The organism is Tabrizicola sp. (assembly GCF_016792905.1).
Lineage (GTDB): Bacteria > Pseudomonadota > Alphaproteobacteria > Rhodobacterales > Rhodobacteraceae > Tabrizicola.
The window spans coordinates 24517-41143 of sequence record NZ_JAEULP010000009.1; the positions used below are offsets into that span (position 1 = coordinate 24517).

The 16627-nt window shown below is 67.7% G+C and carries 16 protein-coding genes and 1 pseudogene; 1 reads left to right on the forward strand and 16 read right to left on the reverse strand.

The features are described 5' to 3' along the window. Nucleotides 1–48: 48 nt before the first annotated feature. Entirely contained in the window at nt 49–1425 is a 1377-nt protein-coding gene (locus JNL31_RS01350) for an FAD-linked oxidase C-terminal domain-containing protein (protein ID WP_294968873.1), read from the forward strand. Here the strand turns inward: JNL31_RS01350 and JNL31_RS01355 are convergent, their stop codons facing one another. The 16 genes and pseudogenes from JNL31_RS01355 to JNL31_RS01430 form a co-directional block, all read right to left on the reverse strand. Further along, nucleotides 1426–1587, reverse strand: a complete 162-nt coding sequence (locus JNL31_RS01355) for a DUF3563 family protein (RefSeq protein ID WP_294968875.1) — start codon at nt 1585–1587, stop codon at nt 1426–1428. 128 nt (nt 1588–1715) lie between these two features. Continuing rightward, the gene (gene recN, locus JNL31_RS01360; RefSeq protein ID WP_294968877.1) at nt 1716–3359 is read right to left on the reverse strand and encodes a DNA repair protein RecN; all 1644 of its coding nucleotides are present in this window, start codon (nt 3357–3359) and stop codon (nt 1716–1718) included. A gap of 36 nt (nt 3360–3395) precedes the next feature. After that, nucleotides 3396–4238, reverse strand: a complete 843-nt coding sequence (locus JNL31_RS01365; protein ID WP_294968879.1) for an outer membrane protein assembly factor BamD — start codon at nt 4236–4238, stop codon at nt 3396–3398. A 127-nt stretch (nt 4239–4365) separates the two neighbouring features. Beyond that, nucleotides 4366–5286, reverse strand: coding sequence for a UDP-3-O-acyl-N-acetylglucosamine deacetylase (gene lpxC, locus JNL31_RS01370; RefSeq protein WP_294968881.1), 921 nt, complete (start codon nt 5284–5286; stop codon nt 4366–4368). Nucleotides 5287–5481: 195 nt separating this feature from the next. After that, entirely contained in the window at nt 5482–7131 is a 1650-nt protein-coding gene (gene ftsZ / locus JNL31_RS01375) for a cell division protein FtsZ (protein WP_294968883.1), read from the reverse strand. 198 nt (nt 7132–7329) lie between these two features. Continuing rightward, nucleotides 7330–8664, reverse strand: a complete 1335-nt coding sequence (gene ftsA / locus JNL31_RS01380) for a cell division protein FtsA (protein ID WP_294968886.1) — start codon at nt 8662–8664, stop codon at nt 7330–7332. Beyond that, nucleotides 8661–9557: a cell division protein FtsQ/DivIB gene (locus tag JNL31_RS01385; RefSeq protein ID WP_294968888.1), complete on the reverse strand. Its 897-nt coding sequence runs from the start codon at nt 9555–9557 to the stop codon at nt 8661–8663. Before JNL31_RS01385 ends, ftsA begins: the two co-directional genes overlap by 4 nt. Further along, nucleotides 9545–10465 (reverse strand): D-alanine--D-alanine ligase, encoded by a 921-nt coding sequence (locus tag JNL31_RS01390; RefSeq protein WP_294968890.1) that lies wholly within the window; start codon nt 10463–10465, stop codon nt 9545–9547. Before JNL31_RS01390 ends, JNL31_RS01385 begins: the two co-directional genes overlap by 13 nt. Nucleotides 10466–10504: 39 nt before the next feature. Further along, entirely contained in the window at nt 10505–11431 is a 927-nt protein-coding gene (gene murB / locus JNL31_RS01395) for a UDP-N-acetylmuramate dehydrogenase (protein ID WP_294968892.1), read from the reverse strand. A gap of 39 nt (nt 11432–11470) precedes the next feature. Continuing rightward, nucleotides 11471–11737, reverse strand: a complete 267-nt coding sequence (locus tag JNL31_RS01400; RefSeq protein ID WP_294968894.1) for a hypothetical protein — start codon at nt 11735–11737, stop codon at nt 11471–11473. A 4-nt stretch (nt 11738–11741) separates the two neighbouring features. Beyond that, nucleotides 11742–11984 (reverse strand): DUF2484 family protein, encoded by a 243-nt coding sequence (locus JNL31_RS01405; protein ID WP_294968896.1) that lies wholly within the window; start codon nt 11982–11984, stop codon nt 11742–11744. Next, on the reverse strand, nt 11984–12250 hold the full coding sequence (locus tag JNL31_RS01410) for a DUF2484 family protein (protein WP_294968899.1): 267 nt from the start codon (nt 12248–12250) through the stop codon (nt 11984–11986). Before JNL31_RS01410 ends, JNL31_RS01405 begins: the two co-directional genes overlap by 1 nt. 79 nt (nt 12251–12329) lie before the next feature. Then, entirely contained in the window at nt 12330–13751 is a 1422-nt protein-coding gene (gene murC, locus JNL31_RS01415; protein ID WP_294968902.1) for a UDP-N-acetylmuramate--L-alanine ligase, read from the reverse strand. Continuing rightward, the gene (locus JNL31_RS01420; RefSeq protein WP_294968905.1) at nt 13748–14842 is read right to left on the reverse strand and encodes a UDP-N-acetylglucosamine--N-acetylmuramyl-(pentapeptide) pyrophosphoryl-undecaprenol N-acetylglucosamine transferase; all 1095 of its coding nucleotides are present in this window, start codon (nt 14840–14842) and stop codon (nt 13748–13750) included. The genes murC and JNL31_RS01420 overlap by 4 nt, the downstream gene beginning before the upstream one ends. Nucleotides 14843–14927: 85 nt before the next feature. Next, nucleotides 14928–16091, reverse strand: a complete 1164-nt coding sequence (locus tag JNL31_RS01425) for a putative peptidoglycan glycosyltransferase FtsW (protein ID WP_294968908.1) — start codon at nt 16089–16091, stop codon at nt 14928–14930. 141 nt (nt 16092–16232) lie between these two features. Then, nucleotides 16233–16627, reverse strand: a pseudogene (locus JNL31_RS01430) (nucleoside/nucleotide kinase family protein); the annotation flags it as partial.

Here is a 16627-nt window from a genome sequence, read left to right on the forward strand (position 1 = left end):
AAAAGGGCCAGAGCTTGCACCGGTCGCGGAACGGTTTAGGCTTCCGCCATGCTGACCGCCGCCGCCCGTGCCGATCTTGCCGCCCTGTTCGGCGACCGCCATTCGGTTGCGGCCGCAGTGCTGTCCGAACATGCGCAAAGCGAAAGCCTGGTTGCGGGCGGGCTGCCCGACGCCGTGGTCTTTCCCCGCGCGACCGAAGAGGTCGCCGCCCTGGCGCGCTGGTCCACCGCGCACCGGGTCCCGCTGATCGGCTGGGGCGCGGGCACCTCTCTGGAAGGTCATGCGCTGGCCCTGGCGGGCGGGGTGGTGGTCGATTTCCGCGAGATGGCCACGGTGCTGGAACTGCGGCCCGAGGACCGCCTCGTCCGCGTCCAGCCCGGCATCACGCGCGAGGCGCTGAACCGGGAACTGCGGACGACCGGGCTGATGTTCTCCGTCGATCCCGGCGCCAATGCCACGCTGGGCGGGATGGCGGCGACGCGGGCCTCGGGCACCACGGCAGTGTGCTATGGCACGATGCGCGACAACGTCCGGGGGCTGGAGGTGGTGCTGGCCGATGGCCGGGTGATCCGCACCGGCACCGGCGCACCGAAATCCTCGGCAGGCTACGACCTGACGGCGCTTTTCGTCGGGTCGGAGGGGACACTCGGCCTGATCACCGAGCTGACCCTGCGCCTCCATGGCCAGCCCGAAGCGGTGATGACCGCCGTCGCCGCCTTCCCCTCGGTCGGGGCGGCGGTCGATTGCGTGATGGCGGTCATGCAGATGGGCCTGACCCCGGCGCGGATCGAGTTCCTTGATGCCGACACCGTGGCCGCCTGCAACGCATATTCGCACCTGTCGCTGCCCCCTGCCCCACAGCTGCTGGTGGAATTTCACGGGCATACGGCGGCTCTGGACGAAGACGTCAGCCGCTTCCGCACCCTTGCGACAGAGCACGGGGCGAAAGGTCTCGACTGGGCCGAGAAGCAGGAGGACCGCACCCGGCTCTGGGCGGCGCGGCATGCGGCCTACCGCGCGATCCTGGCCTCACGGCCCGGAGCCAAGGCAGTGGTGACGGATGTCTGCGTGCCGATCTCGCGGCTCGCCCAGGCGGTGGAGGAAACGCGGGCCGACATCGCGGCGTCGGGGATCCCGGGGCCGATCCTCGGCCATGTCGGCGACGGGAACTTCCACGCGATCCTGATGGTCGATCCGGCGCGACCGGACGAGATTGCCGTCGCCAAGGGCCTGGCCGACCGGATGGCCGAACGCTCCCTGCGCCTTGGCGGCACGATCACCGGCGAGCATGGCGTGGGCTTCGGCAAGCTCGGCCTGATGGCGGCCGAGCATGGCGCGGGGTGGCAGGTGATGGGCGCGGTAAAACGTGCGCTTGACCCGTTGAACCTCATGAACCCCGGCAAGCTGGTGCCGGGTCAGGCATGATCAGAAGTCAAAGCTCGACCGGCGGAACAGGCCCTGGTCGATCTCGCGCTGGCGGCGTTCCAGATCCACAAGCGAGGCCGAGCCTTCAAGATAGGCGCGCTCCAGATCGGCGATGCGGGGGAAGGCTTTCCCGGAAACCAGCGATTTGAACAGGTTGAACATGATGTGTCCTTTCTTCGTACCCTGAAGATAGGACGCCGCAGCGCAGCATTGTAGAGTCGACGCCGTAGTCCCGTCATGCACCTGACGCATGGCTTGATACAATTGCGCCGCAGCTTTGGGCAGCCCGCCTAGCCGTTCAGCAAGACCCTCGCCGCCGCCCGAGCCGCCTCGGTCACGGTGTCGCCGGCCAGCATCCGCGCGACCTCCTCCACCCTCTCCCCGGCGTCCAGCCCGGTGACGGTCGACAGCGTCTGCCCGCCTGCCACGCGCTTTTCCACCCGCCAGTGCCGCGCGCCGAAGGCCGCCACCTGCGGCGAATGCGTCACGACCAGCACCTGCGCGCCCTCGGCCAGCGCCTTCAGCCGCCGACCGACCGCATCCGCCGTGGCGCCGCCGACGCCCCGGTCGATCTCGTCGAAGATCAGCGTCAGGCCGGGGCTGTCGCCGGTCAGGCAGACCTTCAGCGCCAACAGGAACCGCGACAACTCCCCGCCCGAGGCGATCCGGTTCAACGGCCCTGCAGGCGCGCCGGGGTTGGTCGCCACCGTGAAGGTCACGGCGTCCACCCCGTCCGGCCCCGGCTCGGCTTGTGCGATCTCGGTCGAGAAGACCGCGCGTTCCATCTTCAGCGGCGCCAGCTCGGCCGCCATCGCCGCATCCAGCCGCTGCGCCGCCGCAGCCCTGGCCTTCGTCACCCGCGATGCCTCTGCGCCGTAACCCGCCTCTGCCTCGGCCAGCGCCTTCGCCAGTTTCGCCAGCCCTGCCGCACCGCCGTCGATTGCCGCCAGCCGCGCCCTCAGGCTTTCGGCAAAGCCGCCCAGATCATCCGCCAGCACGCCATGCTTGCGTGCCAGCGCCCGGATCGCGAACAGCCGCTCCTCGACCCGCTCCAGCTCTCCGGGATCGAAGTCCAGCGCCTCCAGCGCCCGCTCGACGCCGCCTTGCGCCTCGCCCAACTCGATCAGCGCGCGGTTCAGCGCCTCCATCGGCGAATCCAGCCGCCCCTCGGCCTTGTCAGCCGCGCCGTCCAGCCAGCGCAACGCATCGCGCATCCGACCCTCGGCGCCTTCGTCCGACAGTGCCGCCAGCGCTTTCGCCACATCCTCGCGAATCCGTCCCGCGCCCTGCATCAGACGGCGGCGCGCATCCAGCGCCTCGTCCTCACCCGGTTCCGGGTTCAGCTTGTCCAGTTCCGCCACCGCGTGGCGCAGGAACTCCTCTTCCGCCGCCGCCCGCGCCAGCGCGCCCTCGGCCTCGGCCAAGGCCCCGCGCGCCGCACGCTGCGCCGCCCAGGCCTGCCGCAGCGGCGCAAGGTCGAGGCCCGCGAACGCATCCAGGAGCGCCCGATGCCCGCGCGGGTTCAGGAGGCCCCGGTCATCATGCTGGCCGTGCAGTTCCACCAGATGATCGGACAGATCGCGCAGCACCTCGCCCGAGACACGGCGGTCGTTGACGAAGGCGGTCTTGCGCCCGTCGGCGGCATTGACCCGGCGCAGGATCAACTCGTCCTCGGCCTCGATTCCGGCCTCGTCAAGCACCCCGCGCGCCGCATGACCCAAAGGCAGGTCGAAGACCGCCGTCACCTCGCCCTGCCCCGCGCCCTGGCGGACCAGTTCCGCCCGGCCTCTCCAGCCCAGCACGAACCCCAGCGCATCCAGGAGGATCGACTTGCCCGCCCCCGTCTCGCCGGTCAGCACGTTCAGTCCCGGCCCAAGCTCCAGGCTCAGCCGGTCGATGATCAGCACATCGCGGATGTCCAGACTATGCAGCATCGCCCGGTCCGTGGGGTGCGCAACCGCGCACCATGGTCACAACCACTCGCCCTTCACCATCTGGCGATAGATCGTCCGCAGCCAGCCTTCGCCCTTTGCTTCCGGCGACAGGCCCTTGCCCTTCAGCAGGCGATAGGTGTCGTCGTAGAACGGCGAGGACTGGTAGTTGTGGCCCAGGATCGCCCCGGCCGTCTGCGCCTCGTCGGTCAGGCCCAGGGCAAGGTAGCACTCGACCAGGCGATGCAGGGCTTCGGCAGTGTGGGTGGTGGTCTGGAAATCCGCCACCACGGTCCGGAACCGGTTGATCGCCGCCGTGTAGTGGCCGCGCTTCAGGTAGTAGCGGCCGACTTCCATTTCCTTCGCGGCCAGCTGGTCGAAGGCCAGGTCGAATTTCAGGATCGCCGAGCGTGCATATTCGCTGTCCGGATAGGTCTCGATCACGTCGCGCATGCCCGACAGCGCCTGGAAGGTGATCCCCTGGTCGCGGCCGACGTCGTCGATCTGGTCGTAATAGCTCAGCGCCATGAGGTAGAGCGCATAGGGCGCATCCTCGTCACCGGGATAGAAGTCGATGAAGCGCTGCGCCGCATCCCGGGCCTCGGGATATTCCTTTGCCTTGTGATGCGTGTAGGCCTGCATGATCAGGGCCCGCTTGGCATATTCGGTATAGGGGTAAAGCCGCTCGACTTCCTGGAAATAGACCAGCGCGTCCTTGGGCCGCTTGCCGGTTTCCAGTTCCAGCTCGCCCTTCTTGAAGATCTCTTCCGCAGTATAGCTGTCCAGCGGACGTTCGTTCGACTGGCCGCCCGCGCAGCCAGCCAGCATCGAAACCAGAAGCGCCGTCTTGAGCAACCCTGCGCCGGGCCTTCTGCCTGACATTCTTCGCCTATCCAACCTGCAATCCGGGCGGTTTGCCCCGTTCCTGGCTTCCGCCCTTGGCCCGTCCTAGCACAGAAAAATCCGGGGCGCAAAACGCCTTTCGTGACTTTGCAACGGTCAGGATCGATCAGTTGCGCGCGGGCAAATCGCCGGCATGGACGCCCACGCCCGGCAGCTTGCCCAGCGTGCGCGGGCCGCAGTCGACCAGCACAAAGGCCGAAGGATCGGCGAAAAGCGCCCGCAGAAGCCGGTTCGTCAGCGCGTGGCCCGCCCGTTCGCCCACATAGCGGCCAAGGATCGGCCCTCCCGCCAGCGCCAGATCGCCCACCGCGTCCAGCATCTTGTGCCGCACGGGCTCGTCCGCATGGCGCAGGCCCCCCGGCGAAAGCACCTGGTCGCCATCGAACACCACCGCGTTCTCCAGCGTGCCGCCAAGGGCAAGACCACGGGCCCGCATCGCGTCCACATCCGCCTGGCGGCAGAAGGTGCGGCTGTCCGACAGTTCGCGCACGAAGGCGCCATTGGCCATGTTCAGCCTGCGCGCCTGCACGCCGATCGCCCGATCCTCGAAGTCGATGCGGAAGTCGATCTCCAGCATCTCGGCCGGCTCCAGGCGCGCGACGGCGCCTCCATCACGCACTTCGACGGGCTTCAGGACGCGCACGGCACGCACCGGAACGTGCTGCTCCTCCAGTCCGGCGGCCAGGAAACCTTCGATGAACGGCACCGAAGACCCGTCCAGGATCGGCACTTCCGGACCGTCGATCTCGATCACCGCGTTGTGGATCGCAAACCCGGCCAGCGCTGCCATGATATGTTCGATGGTGGAAACCGAGACGCCATCGGCATTCTCGATCACGGTGCAAAGCCGCGAAGGCTTCACCATGTCCCAGCGTGCCAGGATGCGCGGATCGCGGTCGGCCACATCGGTGCGACGGAACCAGATCCCGTGATCCACCGGCGCCGGGCGCACGACCATCCGCACCGGCTGGCCGCCATGCAGGCCAAACCCGGTGAAGGTCGCTGGGGATTTCACGGTATTCTGCACGTCTCGCTCAACCTCGTGGAGTTAAGGGTCTCCGCCCGTCTCCGATTGCACGTTAGGTATTCTTTGGGGGTTTGAAGCTCAACTCACTCTTTGTGACGGTATGTGACAGGTTTGAAACAGATCGAAAGTCGTTGATAAAAAAGGAAAAGGCCCGGTCTCCCGGGCCTTGCCAGTAATCTTCTTGCCGCGTTCTTTTCAGTTGGCCTGGCGGCGCAGGAAGGCAGGAATCTCGATCCGGTCCTGATCGGAGCCCATGTCGTGATCGTCGTCATAGGCCGTGACCGGCGGTTGGGCACGGGCCGTCGGGGCGGCGGCCGGGCTGGTTGCCTCCAGATGGCCCGCCATGCGGTTGATCAGCGATCCGATGCCGAAGCGCGGCTTCGCGGCGGCGGACGCAGCCGGGGCCGGGGCCGCCGGTGCGGCGACCGGGGCGGGCCGGGCGAACTTGGCCGGGGCGCTGCCCGGGCGGCTGACGGCGGCTTGCAGCCGGGCCAGCGCTTCGGGCGAGGGCTGGCCAGCGACGCGCGGACGCGGGGCGACGAAGCCCGTCGGATCGGCCTCGATGGCCGCCGGGGTCGAGCGCACCAGCACCGGCTGGGCGGCAGGTTGCGGGCGATAGGCCGGCGGCGGCAGATCGTCTGCGATCGACAGATCGTCCCCGTCCATGTCGGCACGCGACGCGGCCGCGTCAAAGGCCGCATCGGCCACGCTGTCGACCTCATCCTCGAAGGCGACGCGGTCTTCCATCACCGGCTCTGGCGCGGGGGCATAGACCGGCGCGGCGGCGCGCGGCGCCTCCGGCTGGTGCGTCGGGTTCAGCGCCAGGGGCGTGCCCATCGAACGGCGCGCAACCGGCGGCTCCGCCTTGTTCGCTGCCGAGGCGTCGATGCCGGTCGCCACGACCGACACTCGGATGCGGCCCTCCATCGCGGTGTCCAGCGTCGAGCCGACGATGATGTTGGCTTCCGGGTCCACCTTCTCGCGGATGATGTTCGCAGCCTCGTCCAGCTCGAACAGGGTAAGGTCGTGACCGCCGGTGATGTTGATCAGCACGCCCTTGGCGCCGTTCAGGCTGATCTCGTCGAGAAGCGGGTTGGCAATCGCCTTCTCCGCCGCCTGGATCGCCCGGTCGTCGCCCGTGGCCTCGCCCGTGCCCATCATCGCCTTGCCCATCTCGTCCATCACCGCGCGCACGTCGGCGAAGTCGAGGTTGATCAGGCCAGGCCGGACCATCAGGTCGGTCACGCCCTTGACGCCCTGGTACAGCACGTCGTCGGCCATCGCGAAGGCTTCGGTAAAAGTGGTGCGCTCGTTCGCCAGCCGGAACAGGTTCTGGTTCGGGATGATGATCAGGGTGTCGACCACCTTCTGGAGCGACTCGATCCCCTCTTCCGCCTGACGCATCCGCTTGGCGCCCTCGAACTGGAAGGGCTTGGTCACGACGCCCACCGTCAGCACGCCCAGCTCCCGCGCAGCCTGCGCGATGATCGGGGCCGCGCCGGTGCCGGTGCCGCCGCCCATGCCGGCGGTGATGAAGCACATATGCGCCCCGGCCAGGTGGTCGACGATTTCTTCGATCGTCTCTTCCGCCGCAGCGGCCCCCACCGTCGGCCGGGCCCCTGCCCCAAGACCTTCCGTCGCCTTGACACCCATCTGGATGCGCGCGCCTGCCCGGCTTTGCTGCAAGGCCTGCGCGTCGGTGTTGGCCACGACGAACTCGACGCCTTCCAGCATCTTGTCGATCATGTTGTTCACCGCGTTGCCGCCCGCGCCGCCCACACCGAACACGGTGATGCGCGGCTTCAGCTCTTCACGCTCCGAAGTCATCGTCAGATTGAGTGCCATTGGGTTTGCCTGTCCGTTGTCCGCCGCCTGTTTTATTCGGCCTTTCTCGCGTGAATTCCCCTGCGGAAGGCCGACTTATCCCCGATTCTATCCACAACCACAGCAAAGGTCACGAGAAAAACATGGCCAAACCACGAAATCTGGGGGGCAACCCCCCGATTTCAGCGGTATTTCGCCCTTTGCGGCCGGATGTAGTGTTCACCAGTTGTCCTTGAACCATTTTACAGCCCGCCGCAGCGAGCGCGCCGGGTAGCGTTCGGCCGGGACTTCAAAATCCCACCATTCGTCCTGCGGATGCGCCGCGAACAGGCACAGACCCACTGCGCTGGCAAAGGCTGCCCCCGTCGCCGCTTGCGGCAACCCTTGCACGCGCAGCGGCCGTCCCAGGCGCACGCGCTGGCCAAGGACGCGCGTCGCGATGCCGTCAAGGCCCGGAATCTGGCTGCAACCGCCGGTCAACACGATCTGCTGGCTCGGCAGCGTGTCGAAGCCCGCCGCGTCCAGCGTGGCGCGCACTTCTTCCAGAATCTCTTCGACTCGCGGCCGCATGATCCCGATCAGCTCGGTCCGGCTGATCTGCCGCCGATCCTTCTCCCAGTCGCCACTGTCGCCGCCGATGTCGATCATCTCGCGGTCGTCCATCCCGGTCGCGTAAAGCCCGCCATGCCGGGTCTTGATCCGTTCGGCCGTGGCCATCGGAATTTGCAGGCCCTTGGAGATGTCGCTCGTCACATGGTCCCCGCCCATCCGGACGGAATCCGAATAGATCATGTGCTTCTTCATGAAGATGGAAATGCCGGTCGCCCCGCCGCCCATGTCGATGCAGGCCGCGCCCAGTTCCTGCTCGTCCTCGACCAGCGAGGAAATTGCCGAGACATAGGCCGAGGACGCGATCCCCGCCAGTTCCAGGTCGCAGCGCTTGATGCAGTAGAGGAGGTTCTGCACCACGTCGCCATCCACCGACAGAAGATGCATGTCCACCGCCAGCCGGTGCCCGATCTGCCCGCGCGGATCGCCCAGACCCGAGCGATGGTCCAGCGCAAAGTTCACCGGCTGCGCGTGCAGCACCTCGCGCCCGTGGCCGAGGTCCGGCACGTCGCAAGCCGCCAGCACCCGGCTCACGTCCTGCTCCGTCACCACGCTGTCCTGCAAGTCCAGCTCGCCCGCCAGCCCATAGCTGCGCGGCTCCGCCCCCGAAAAGCAGGCGATCACATGATCGACCCGCACATTCGCCATTTTCTGCGCCGCCTGAACCGCCGTGCGGATCGCTCGCTCGGTCTCGTTCATCACCGCGATCTCGCCGAAACGGACGCCACGGCTGCGGGTCGTCGCCGCCCCGATCACCCGGAACTGGCTTTGGCCCGCCATCGGCCCGACGCCGTCCTGCTCGCGCAGCCGGTCCGGCCCGTCGAAGCGCAGGATCAGGCAGGCGATCTTCGAGGTGCCCACATCCAGGATGGCGATCACGCCGCGCTGCATGGCAGCCCGACGCATGTTCCGCATGGCGCGCTGGGAAGTATAGAGATCGGTCACAGTTCGTTCTCCACGGTGTCTAGGCCTTGCGCGCGACGGATATCGGCAAGGGCATGGGGGGAAAGGCGAAGGGTGGGGCGATGGTCCGACCGCAGGTCGACGGCCAGGATGTCGCGGTTCATCAGGTCCTGCGCATGGTCCAGCGCCAGCAGCCGCTCCAGCGCCTGGACCGGGTTCTTCTCGGGCAGAAGCACGCGCTGGTCGCGATCGAGAACCAGATCCCAGCGCCGCTCGCCCATCCGCACCAGGCCCCGGATGCGCGGGGTCAGCGGCCCGGCGGCGGCGATCAGCTCCAGCGCTTCCGGCGCGGCCTTGTCGGCCCCATCCCCGGCGATCAACGGCAGGTCGGCGCGGTCGGCGCGGGAAAGCAGTCCCGCGACGCGATGGCCGGTGTCATCGACCAGCTTCAGCCCGTCCTCGGTGCGCCAGACGGCCACCGGCACCCGCTCGGTGATCACCACCTGCAGGATCCCGCCCGAGCGGACCCGCAGCTCGGCATTCTTCACCGCATCCAGCGCCTCGATCCGCGCGCGGGCGGCATCAAGGTCGATGTCGAAGGACGACATCGGCAAAGGCAGCGCCAGCTTCGCCCGCACTGCCGCAGCCAGATCGTCCGAGGCCCCCTCGACCCGCGCCAGCGACACCCGAAACTCCGGCCGCGCCTCGAATTCCTCGCGCAGATGCGTCAGCTGCCCGATCACCGCCTGCCGGTTCGGCTCATGGCTGAACCACAGTGCCGTCGCCCCGAGGATCATCAGCGTCGGCAGGCCCTTCCAGACGAAGCCCCGGACATAGGGCGTCAGCATCAGCCGCTGCAGCCGATAATCCCATTTCGACGGCGCCGGGTCGCGGCGCACCCGCGAGACAGGGCGGCGGGCGGTCAGCGATTGCATGACGCGTCCTCCACCATCCAGGCGCAGAACTCCGGGAAGCCGATCCCCCGCATCGCCGCCTGCTCGGGCGCCAGCGACGTCGGCGTCATCCCCGGCTGGGTATTGGTCTCCAAGAGGATCAGCCCCGCCAGACCCCGCGCTTCATCCCAGCGGAAATCCGTCCGGCTGACCCCCCGGCACCCCAGCGCCTTGTGCGCCCGCAGGGCAAAATCCAGGCAAGCCGCCTCGATCTCGGCCGGGATATTCGCCGGGCATTCGTGGCGACTGCCGCCCGGCTTGTACTTGGCGTCATAGTCGTACCAGCCCGAGGTGATGATATCCGTCACCCCCAGCGCCCGGTCGCCCATCACCGTCGTCGTCAGTTCCCGCCCCGGCGCATAGGTTTCCACCATCACCACCGCAGGCATCGTCGCCGCCAGCCGCGGCGCATTCGACCCCTCGCGCACGATATAGACCCCGACCGAGGATCCTTCGTTGTAGGGCTTCACCACATAGGGCGCGGGCAACACATGCCCCGCCTCGACCTCGTCCCGCGTCGCCAGCACGCTTTCGACGACCGGCAGACCGGCGGCCTTGTAGACTTCCTTGGTCTTGACCTTGTCCATCGCCAGGGCCGAGGCCAGCACCCCGGAATGCGTATAGGGGATCTTCAGCCATTCCAGGATGCCCTGGACGCAGCCATCCTCGCCCCAGCGGCCATGCAACGCGTTGAAGCAGACGTCAGGGCGCAGCGCGGCAAGCTGCGCAGGCAGATCGGGGCCGCAATCGACCTCCGTCACCTTGTAACCAGCCTCCCGCAGGGCCTTGGCGCATTCGCGCCCAGAGACAAGCGATACTTCCCGCTCAGCGGAAAGCCCACCCATCAGAACCGCCACTTCGGGGGCCATCCTGCTCGATGCGCCCGCCATACACTGCCTCATCCGGGTCTTATGTGACCCGTGATATCGTTAGTCCTGCGGGTATTCTCCGACCCGCATGATTTCCCACTCTAGCGTGATACCGCTTGATTGGTAAACCTTTTTCCTGACCTCCTCGCCCAGATTTTCCAGATCGGCGGCGCTCGCCCCTCCGGCGTTGATCAGGAAGTTGGAATGCATGGTGGACATCTGCGCCCCGCCGATGCGCGCGCCCCGCATTCCCGCGTCGTCGATCACCTTCCAGGCCTTCAGTTCATGCGTGTCGTCGGCCCTTCCCGTGGACGACCTCCCCGCCGGATTGCGAAAGGTCGACCCGGCACTCCGCTCCTTTGTCGGCTGCGACGCATCCCGCTTGGCGATCTGCTCGGCCATCTTCGCCTCCAACGCCGCCGGATCACCCCGCCCCGCCCGGAACACCGCCGAGACGATCACCGCCCCCTCCGGCAACTCGCTCTGCCGGTAGCGCAAGGCCAGCGCCGAAGCGGGCAGCACCTGCACCGCCCCCTGCCGCGTCACCACCCGCACCTCTTCCAGCACATCGGCGACGTAAGACCCGTAGCACCCGGCATTCATCCGAACCGCCCCACCGATGCTTCCCGGAATGGTGCGCAGGAACGTCAGGTCCAGCCCCGCCTCTGCCGCCCGCTTCGCCACATGCGCATCCAGCGCCGCGGCACCGGCAACGACGCGGTCGCTCTCGACGGAAATGCCGTTGAAACCGCGCCCTAGTCGGATCACCACCGCCCGGATGCCGCCATCCCGGACGATCAGGTTCGACCCCACGCCCATCGGGAATACGGGCACGGAAGGATCAAGCGCCCCAAGAAAGGCCGCAAGGTCCGCCTCGTCCGCGGGCTGGAACAGCCAGTCGGCAGGGCCGCCCACCCTCAGCCAGGTCAGTTCGGCCAGGGATCGGTCCGGCGTCAATACGCCGCGGGTCTCGGGAAGCGCGCTCATGCCCGGTTTCTGCGGCGGTTTTCTGCCCCGCGCAAGCCCTCAGCCGCGCCTGATCCGCGCCAGGGCAATACCAGCGATCACGCCCAGAAGGATCGGCGCCGCGAAGATGAGCGTGTGTCCGGCCATCCGCGCCCCCTCGTCGGCTGCCAGGCCCAGCTTCTGCCACCGCATCGCGATCAGCGTCGCAAGCGCCAGAACCGGCAGCAGGATCGCCAGCCCCCAGCCATAGCGCCAGGTCACGACATAGGCGATCACTCCGCCGAATATTACCGTTCCAGCGCCAATCACCCAGACCAGTCCCGGCATCGCCCTACCCCACCTGGCGGCGCAGCCAGCGCCAGAAGAAGACCACCGGCCAGCGCAGGATTGATGCCCCCGCCGCCAGCAGGACAAGCCCCACCACCGGCCCGGATTCCCAAGTCACCCAACCCAGCAGGGGAACGCCCAGCGCAATCAGCCCGTAGGCAATCCGCCAATGCTTGTCGCGCGAAGGGAACATGGCAATCACGTTCGCCGCGATCAGCCAGACCAGGCAAAGGGCCAGCGGCAGCATCACTTCTCCAGCTCCTTCGGCACCTGCACCGGGCGCCCCATCGCGCGGCGCAGGAAGTAAAGGAGCGGGTTGCGGAACATCGACAGGAAGGCGAACAACCCGATGGCGAGCCACAGCCAGCCATGCACCCAGCCGATCCAGGCCAGCAGCACCGGAGCCGCGGCCAAGAGCGCCAGGCCTGGCACCATCTGCCGCCGCATCGGCAGCATCGCCGTGGCGGCGGCGGCCAGAACCCAGAGACAGCCCAGGATCAGCGGAGTGCTCATGCCGGGCGCCTGCGCCAGGTCAGAGGCCCAAATTCCTTCGAAGGAATTTGCAAGACTTTTCGAAAAGTCTTGGCTCGCCTCATGCCGCCTTGCCCACCAGCTTGGCGGGCAGTGCATTGGCCCAGGCGCTGATTGTCCCGGCGCCGAGGCAAACCACCATGTCCCCCGGCCGTGCCTGTTCCTTCACCAGCCGCGCCAGTTCACCCTCGTCCTGCAGGGCCCGCGCGTGGCGGTGGCCGTGGGCGATCAGCCCCGCAACCAGATCGTCGCGGCTCGCACCGGGGATAGGCTCCTCGCCCGCCGCGTAGACCTCGGCGATGGCCACCACGTCCGCCTCGTTGAAGCAGGTGCAGAACTCCTCGAACAGGTTCGACAGCCGGGTATAGCGGTGCGGCTGATGCACTGCGATGATCCGGCCCCCCGTCTTTCCCCCAATCGCCTGCCGCGCCGCCTTCAGGACCGCCGCGATCTCCACCGGATGGTGGCCGTAGTCGTCGATGATCGTGACACCGCCGACCTCTCCCACCCGCGTGAACCGCCGGTTGACCCCGGCAAACCCCGCCAAGGCCTCGCGGATCTCGTCCTTCTTCATCCCCAGATGCCGCGCCACGGCGACCGCCGACAGCGCGTTCGACACGTTGTGATCCCCCGGCATCGGCAGGGTGCAGCCCTCGATCATGCCGCCCTCGCCCTGCAAGGCAATGTCGAAATGCGCCACCCCGTTCTCATAGGTCAGGTTCAGCGCCCGCACATCTGCCTGGGCGTTGAACCCGAAAGTCACGACGCGTCGGTCCGTCACCCGCCCGACCAGCGCCTGCACCTCCGGGTGATCCGTGCAGCAGACCGCCAGCCCGTAGAACGGCACGTTCGACACGAAATCCAGGAACCCTTTCCGCAGGGCGTCAAAGGTCCCCCAATGCTCCATATGCTCCGGGTCGATGTTGGTCACGATGGCGATCGTCGCGGGCAGCCGGTTGAACGATCCGTCCGACTCATCCGCCTCGACCACCATCCACTCCCCCGCCCCGGCCCGCGCGTTCGAGCCATAGGCGTGGATCACCCCCCCGTTGATCACCGTCGGATCGAACCCGCCCTTGTCCAGCAGCGTCGCCACCATCGTCGTCGTCGTGGTCTTGCCATGCGTCCCGGCAATCGCGATGTTTGACCGCAGCCGCATCAGCTCCGCCAGCATTTCGGCCCGCCGCACCACCGGCAGCTTCCGCCGCCGCGCCTCCTCCAGCTCCGGGTTGCCCTTCTTGATCGCGGAGGAGATCACCACCACCGACACGCCATCGCCGATGTTCTCGGCCCGTTGCCCCTCGAAGAACCGAGCCCCCAGCGTCACCAGCCGGTCGGTGATCTTCGACGCCTTCGCATCCGATCCCTGCACCGGATAGCCCAGCGTCATCAGCACCTCGGCGATCCCCGACATCCCGATCCCGCCGATGCCGACGAAATGGATCGGCCCCAGTTCCAGCGGAAGCTTCGTTGCTGCGTTCATGACCCTACTCCGCCTAACTCTTCCACCAATGCCACCAGCCGGGCCGTCGCGTCCGGCTTTCCCTCGCCCAAAGCCGCGCGTGCCATCGTCTCGGCCCGGTGCGGATCCTCCAGGATCGCGGCGATCTGGCCCGCAAGCGCGCCCGCGTCAAGCGCCTTCTCCTGGATCACCACCGCTGCCCCCGCGTCACAAAGCCCCTTCGCATTGGCCGTCTGATGGTCCCCGGTCGCCGCCGCATAGGGGATCAGGATCGCTGGGCGCCCGATCACGCTGATGTCCGCAACCGACGACGCCCCCGAGCGGCTGATCACCAGCTGCGCCTCGGACAACCGCCGGGGAATATCCGCGAAGAACGGCGCGATCTCGGCCCGCACCCCCGCCGCCTCATAACCTGCCGCCGCGCGGGTCGCATCCTCATCCCGCGCCTGATGCGCCACCCGCAGGTTCGCCCGCAGACCCTCGGGCAACAGCGCCACCGCCGCAGGCACCACATCCGACAGGATGCGCGCGCCCTGCGACCCCCCGATCACCACCAGCGCCATCGGATAATCCCCCGGCGGGATATAGGGCGCCGAGGCCCGGTCCAGCACCGCCTGCCGCACAGGGTTGCCCGTGGGCTCTCCCGTGACGCCGCTTGGCAGCGCCGTCGGCCATGTCCCGCAGGCCACCTTGTCCACCCGGCGGGAAAACACCTGGTTCACCCGGCCCAGCACCCCGTTCTGCTCATGGATCATCCGCGGCCGCCGCAGCACCCAGGCGGCCGACAGCGCCGGGATCGAGGGGTATCCCCCGAACCCGACCACCACAGCCGGTTTGTCGCGCAGCTGCGACCAGACCGCGCCGATCACGCCGCCCAGAATCCGGAACGGCACCAAGAGCTTCGCCGCCACGCCGCCCCGCGCGAAGGTGGCCGAAGCCACGCGCTCCACCACCACCGCCTCCGGAAATCCGCCCGCATAGCGCGCCCCGCGCTCATCGGTCGACAGCTTCACCCGCCAGCCCCGCGCCAGCATCGCCTCGGCCAGGGCCTGCGCCGGGAACATGTGCCCGCCCGTCCCCCCCGCCGCGATGAGAAGAAGCTTCGCCATCACGCCACGCTCCCGACGCCCGCAACAGGCGCCTCCCTCCCCCCACTGTGGGGGAGGGTTGGGCTGGGGGCCGCCGTCAGTTCAGCCATCACCGCCCCCGCCGGAACACATCGCTCATCTGCCCGCGCGGCCGTTCCCGCGTCAGCGCCAGCAGCATCCCCAGCGTGATCCCCGCCGCGATGACCGACGAGCCGCCATAACTCACGAACGGCAGCGTCATCCCCTTCGCGGGTAGAAGCCGCACCGCAACGCCCATGTTGATCATCGCCTGCACCCCGAAGATGCAGGCCATCCCCGCCCCCGCCAGCCGCGCGAAGGGGTCACGCTCGGGCAAGAGCCGCCACAGCGACCGCACCACGATCACACAGTAAAGCGCGAGGATTCCCAGCACCAGCAGCAGGCCGTACTCCTCGGCCGCCACCGCAATGATGAAGTCGGTATGCGCATCCGGCAGCGACCATTTCACCTGGCCCTCGCCCACGCCCACGCCAAAGAACCCGCCCTCCTGGATCGCGTTCGCCGCATAGCCAAGCTGGGTCCGGGGGTCCACGTCCGGCGACAGGAACCCGTCGATCCGACGTGCGAAGTGTTCCGAGCTTTCATAGAACGCCAACCCGCCCACGCCGACCAACCCGCCGACGATCCCGATCAGCAGCATTGGCGCCCCGCCGACGAAATAGACCACGCCCCAGGCGAACAGGATCAACGCGGACTGGCCAAAGTCGGGCTGCATCGCCAGGAAGCCGACGACAACCACCGTCAGCGCGAAGGAAAGCAGCTTGCCCGGCGGGCCGTTCAGGTCCTGGCTCGCCGCGATCAGCCAGGCCACCACGACCACGAAGCCGGGTTTCAGGAACTCCGACGGCTGTACCGAGGCAAAGCCGAAGGAAAACCAGCGCACCGCGCCCTTGCCGAAATCCGTCCCGAACAGCGGCAGCAACATCAGGGCGAGCATCGAGATGGCGAAGCCCATCACCCCCAGCCTGCGCACCATGTCGGGCGGCATCATCGAGATGCCGATCATCACCACCAGCGCAATCCCGCCGAAGAAGGCCTGCCGCTGCACATAGTAGAAGGGTTCCAGCCCGTTCCGCGTCGCCAAGGGCACCGAGGCCGCAAGGCCCAGCAAGAGCCCGACCCCGAACAGGATGAACACGCTCGTCAAGGTCCACTTGTCGATCGTGCGCCACCAGCGTGGGATAACCGGCTCGGACACCCGAACGGGATTGGAGCCATAGACCATTTCAGTCATGGAAAACCGCCTGTAACGCTGCTCTGCCTTCAAAGCCCGGATGTGTCCCCCGGGTCTTGCCGCGAAGACTAGCGCCAAACCCTTTGCAAGGCCAGCGGGAATGCAAGGCTCCGGTCGGGGGAATTTCGCGGTTGTCGGACCCTAGCCGTTGCGGATCACATGGTCGGCCGCGATCGACCCGTCGCGCACCCAGCGGCCGTTCGGCAGGTCATTTTCCTCAAGCTTCTCAATGATCTCTGCCTCAGTCAGACCCAGCCGCTCCCAGCGCCCCCGCAGACGCGCGCGTAAGGTATGTTCGGGCACCTCGACCATCACCGTCACGTCAAACATCGGGTGCAGCCGGTCCCAGGGGGATTGGTTCAGAAGCAGCCAGTTGCCTTCGACCACGATCACCGGCACCTCGCGCGGGATCAGCCGGGCCCCGGCGCGGGCGATCTCGATCTTGCGGTCGAAGACCGGGACCGCGACTTCCGCCTCGTCCCGCGCCCGCATCCGTTGCAGCGTGTGGTAAAGCCCGCCCACGTCAAACGTCATCG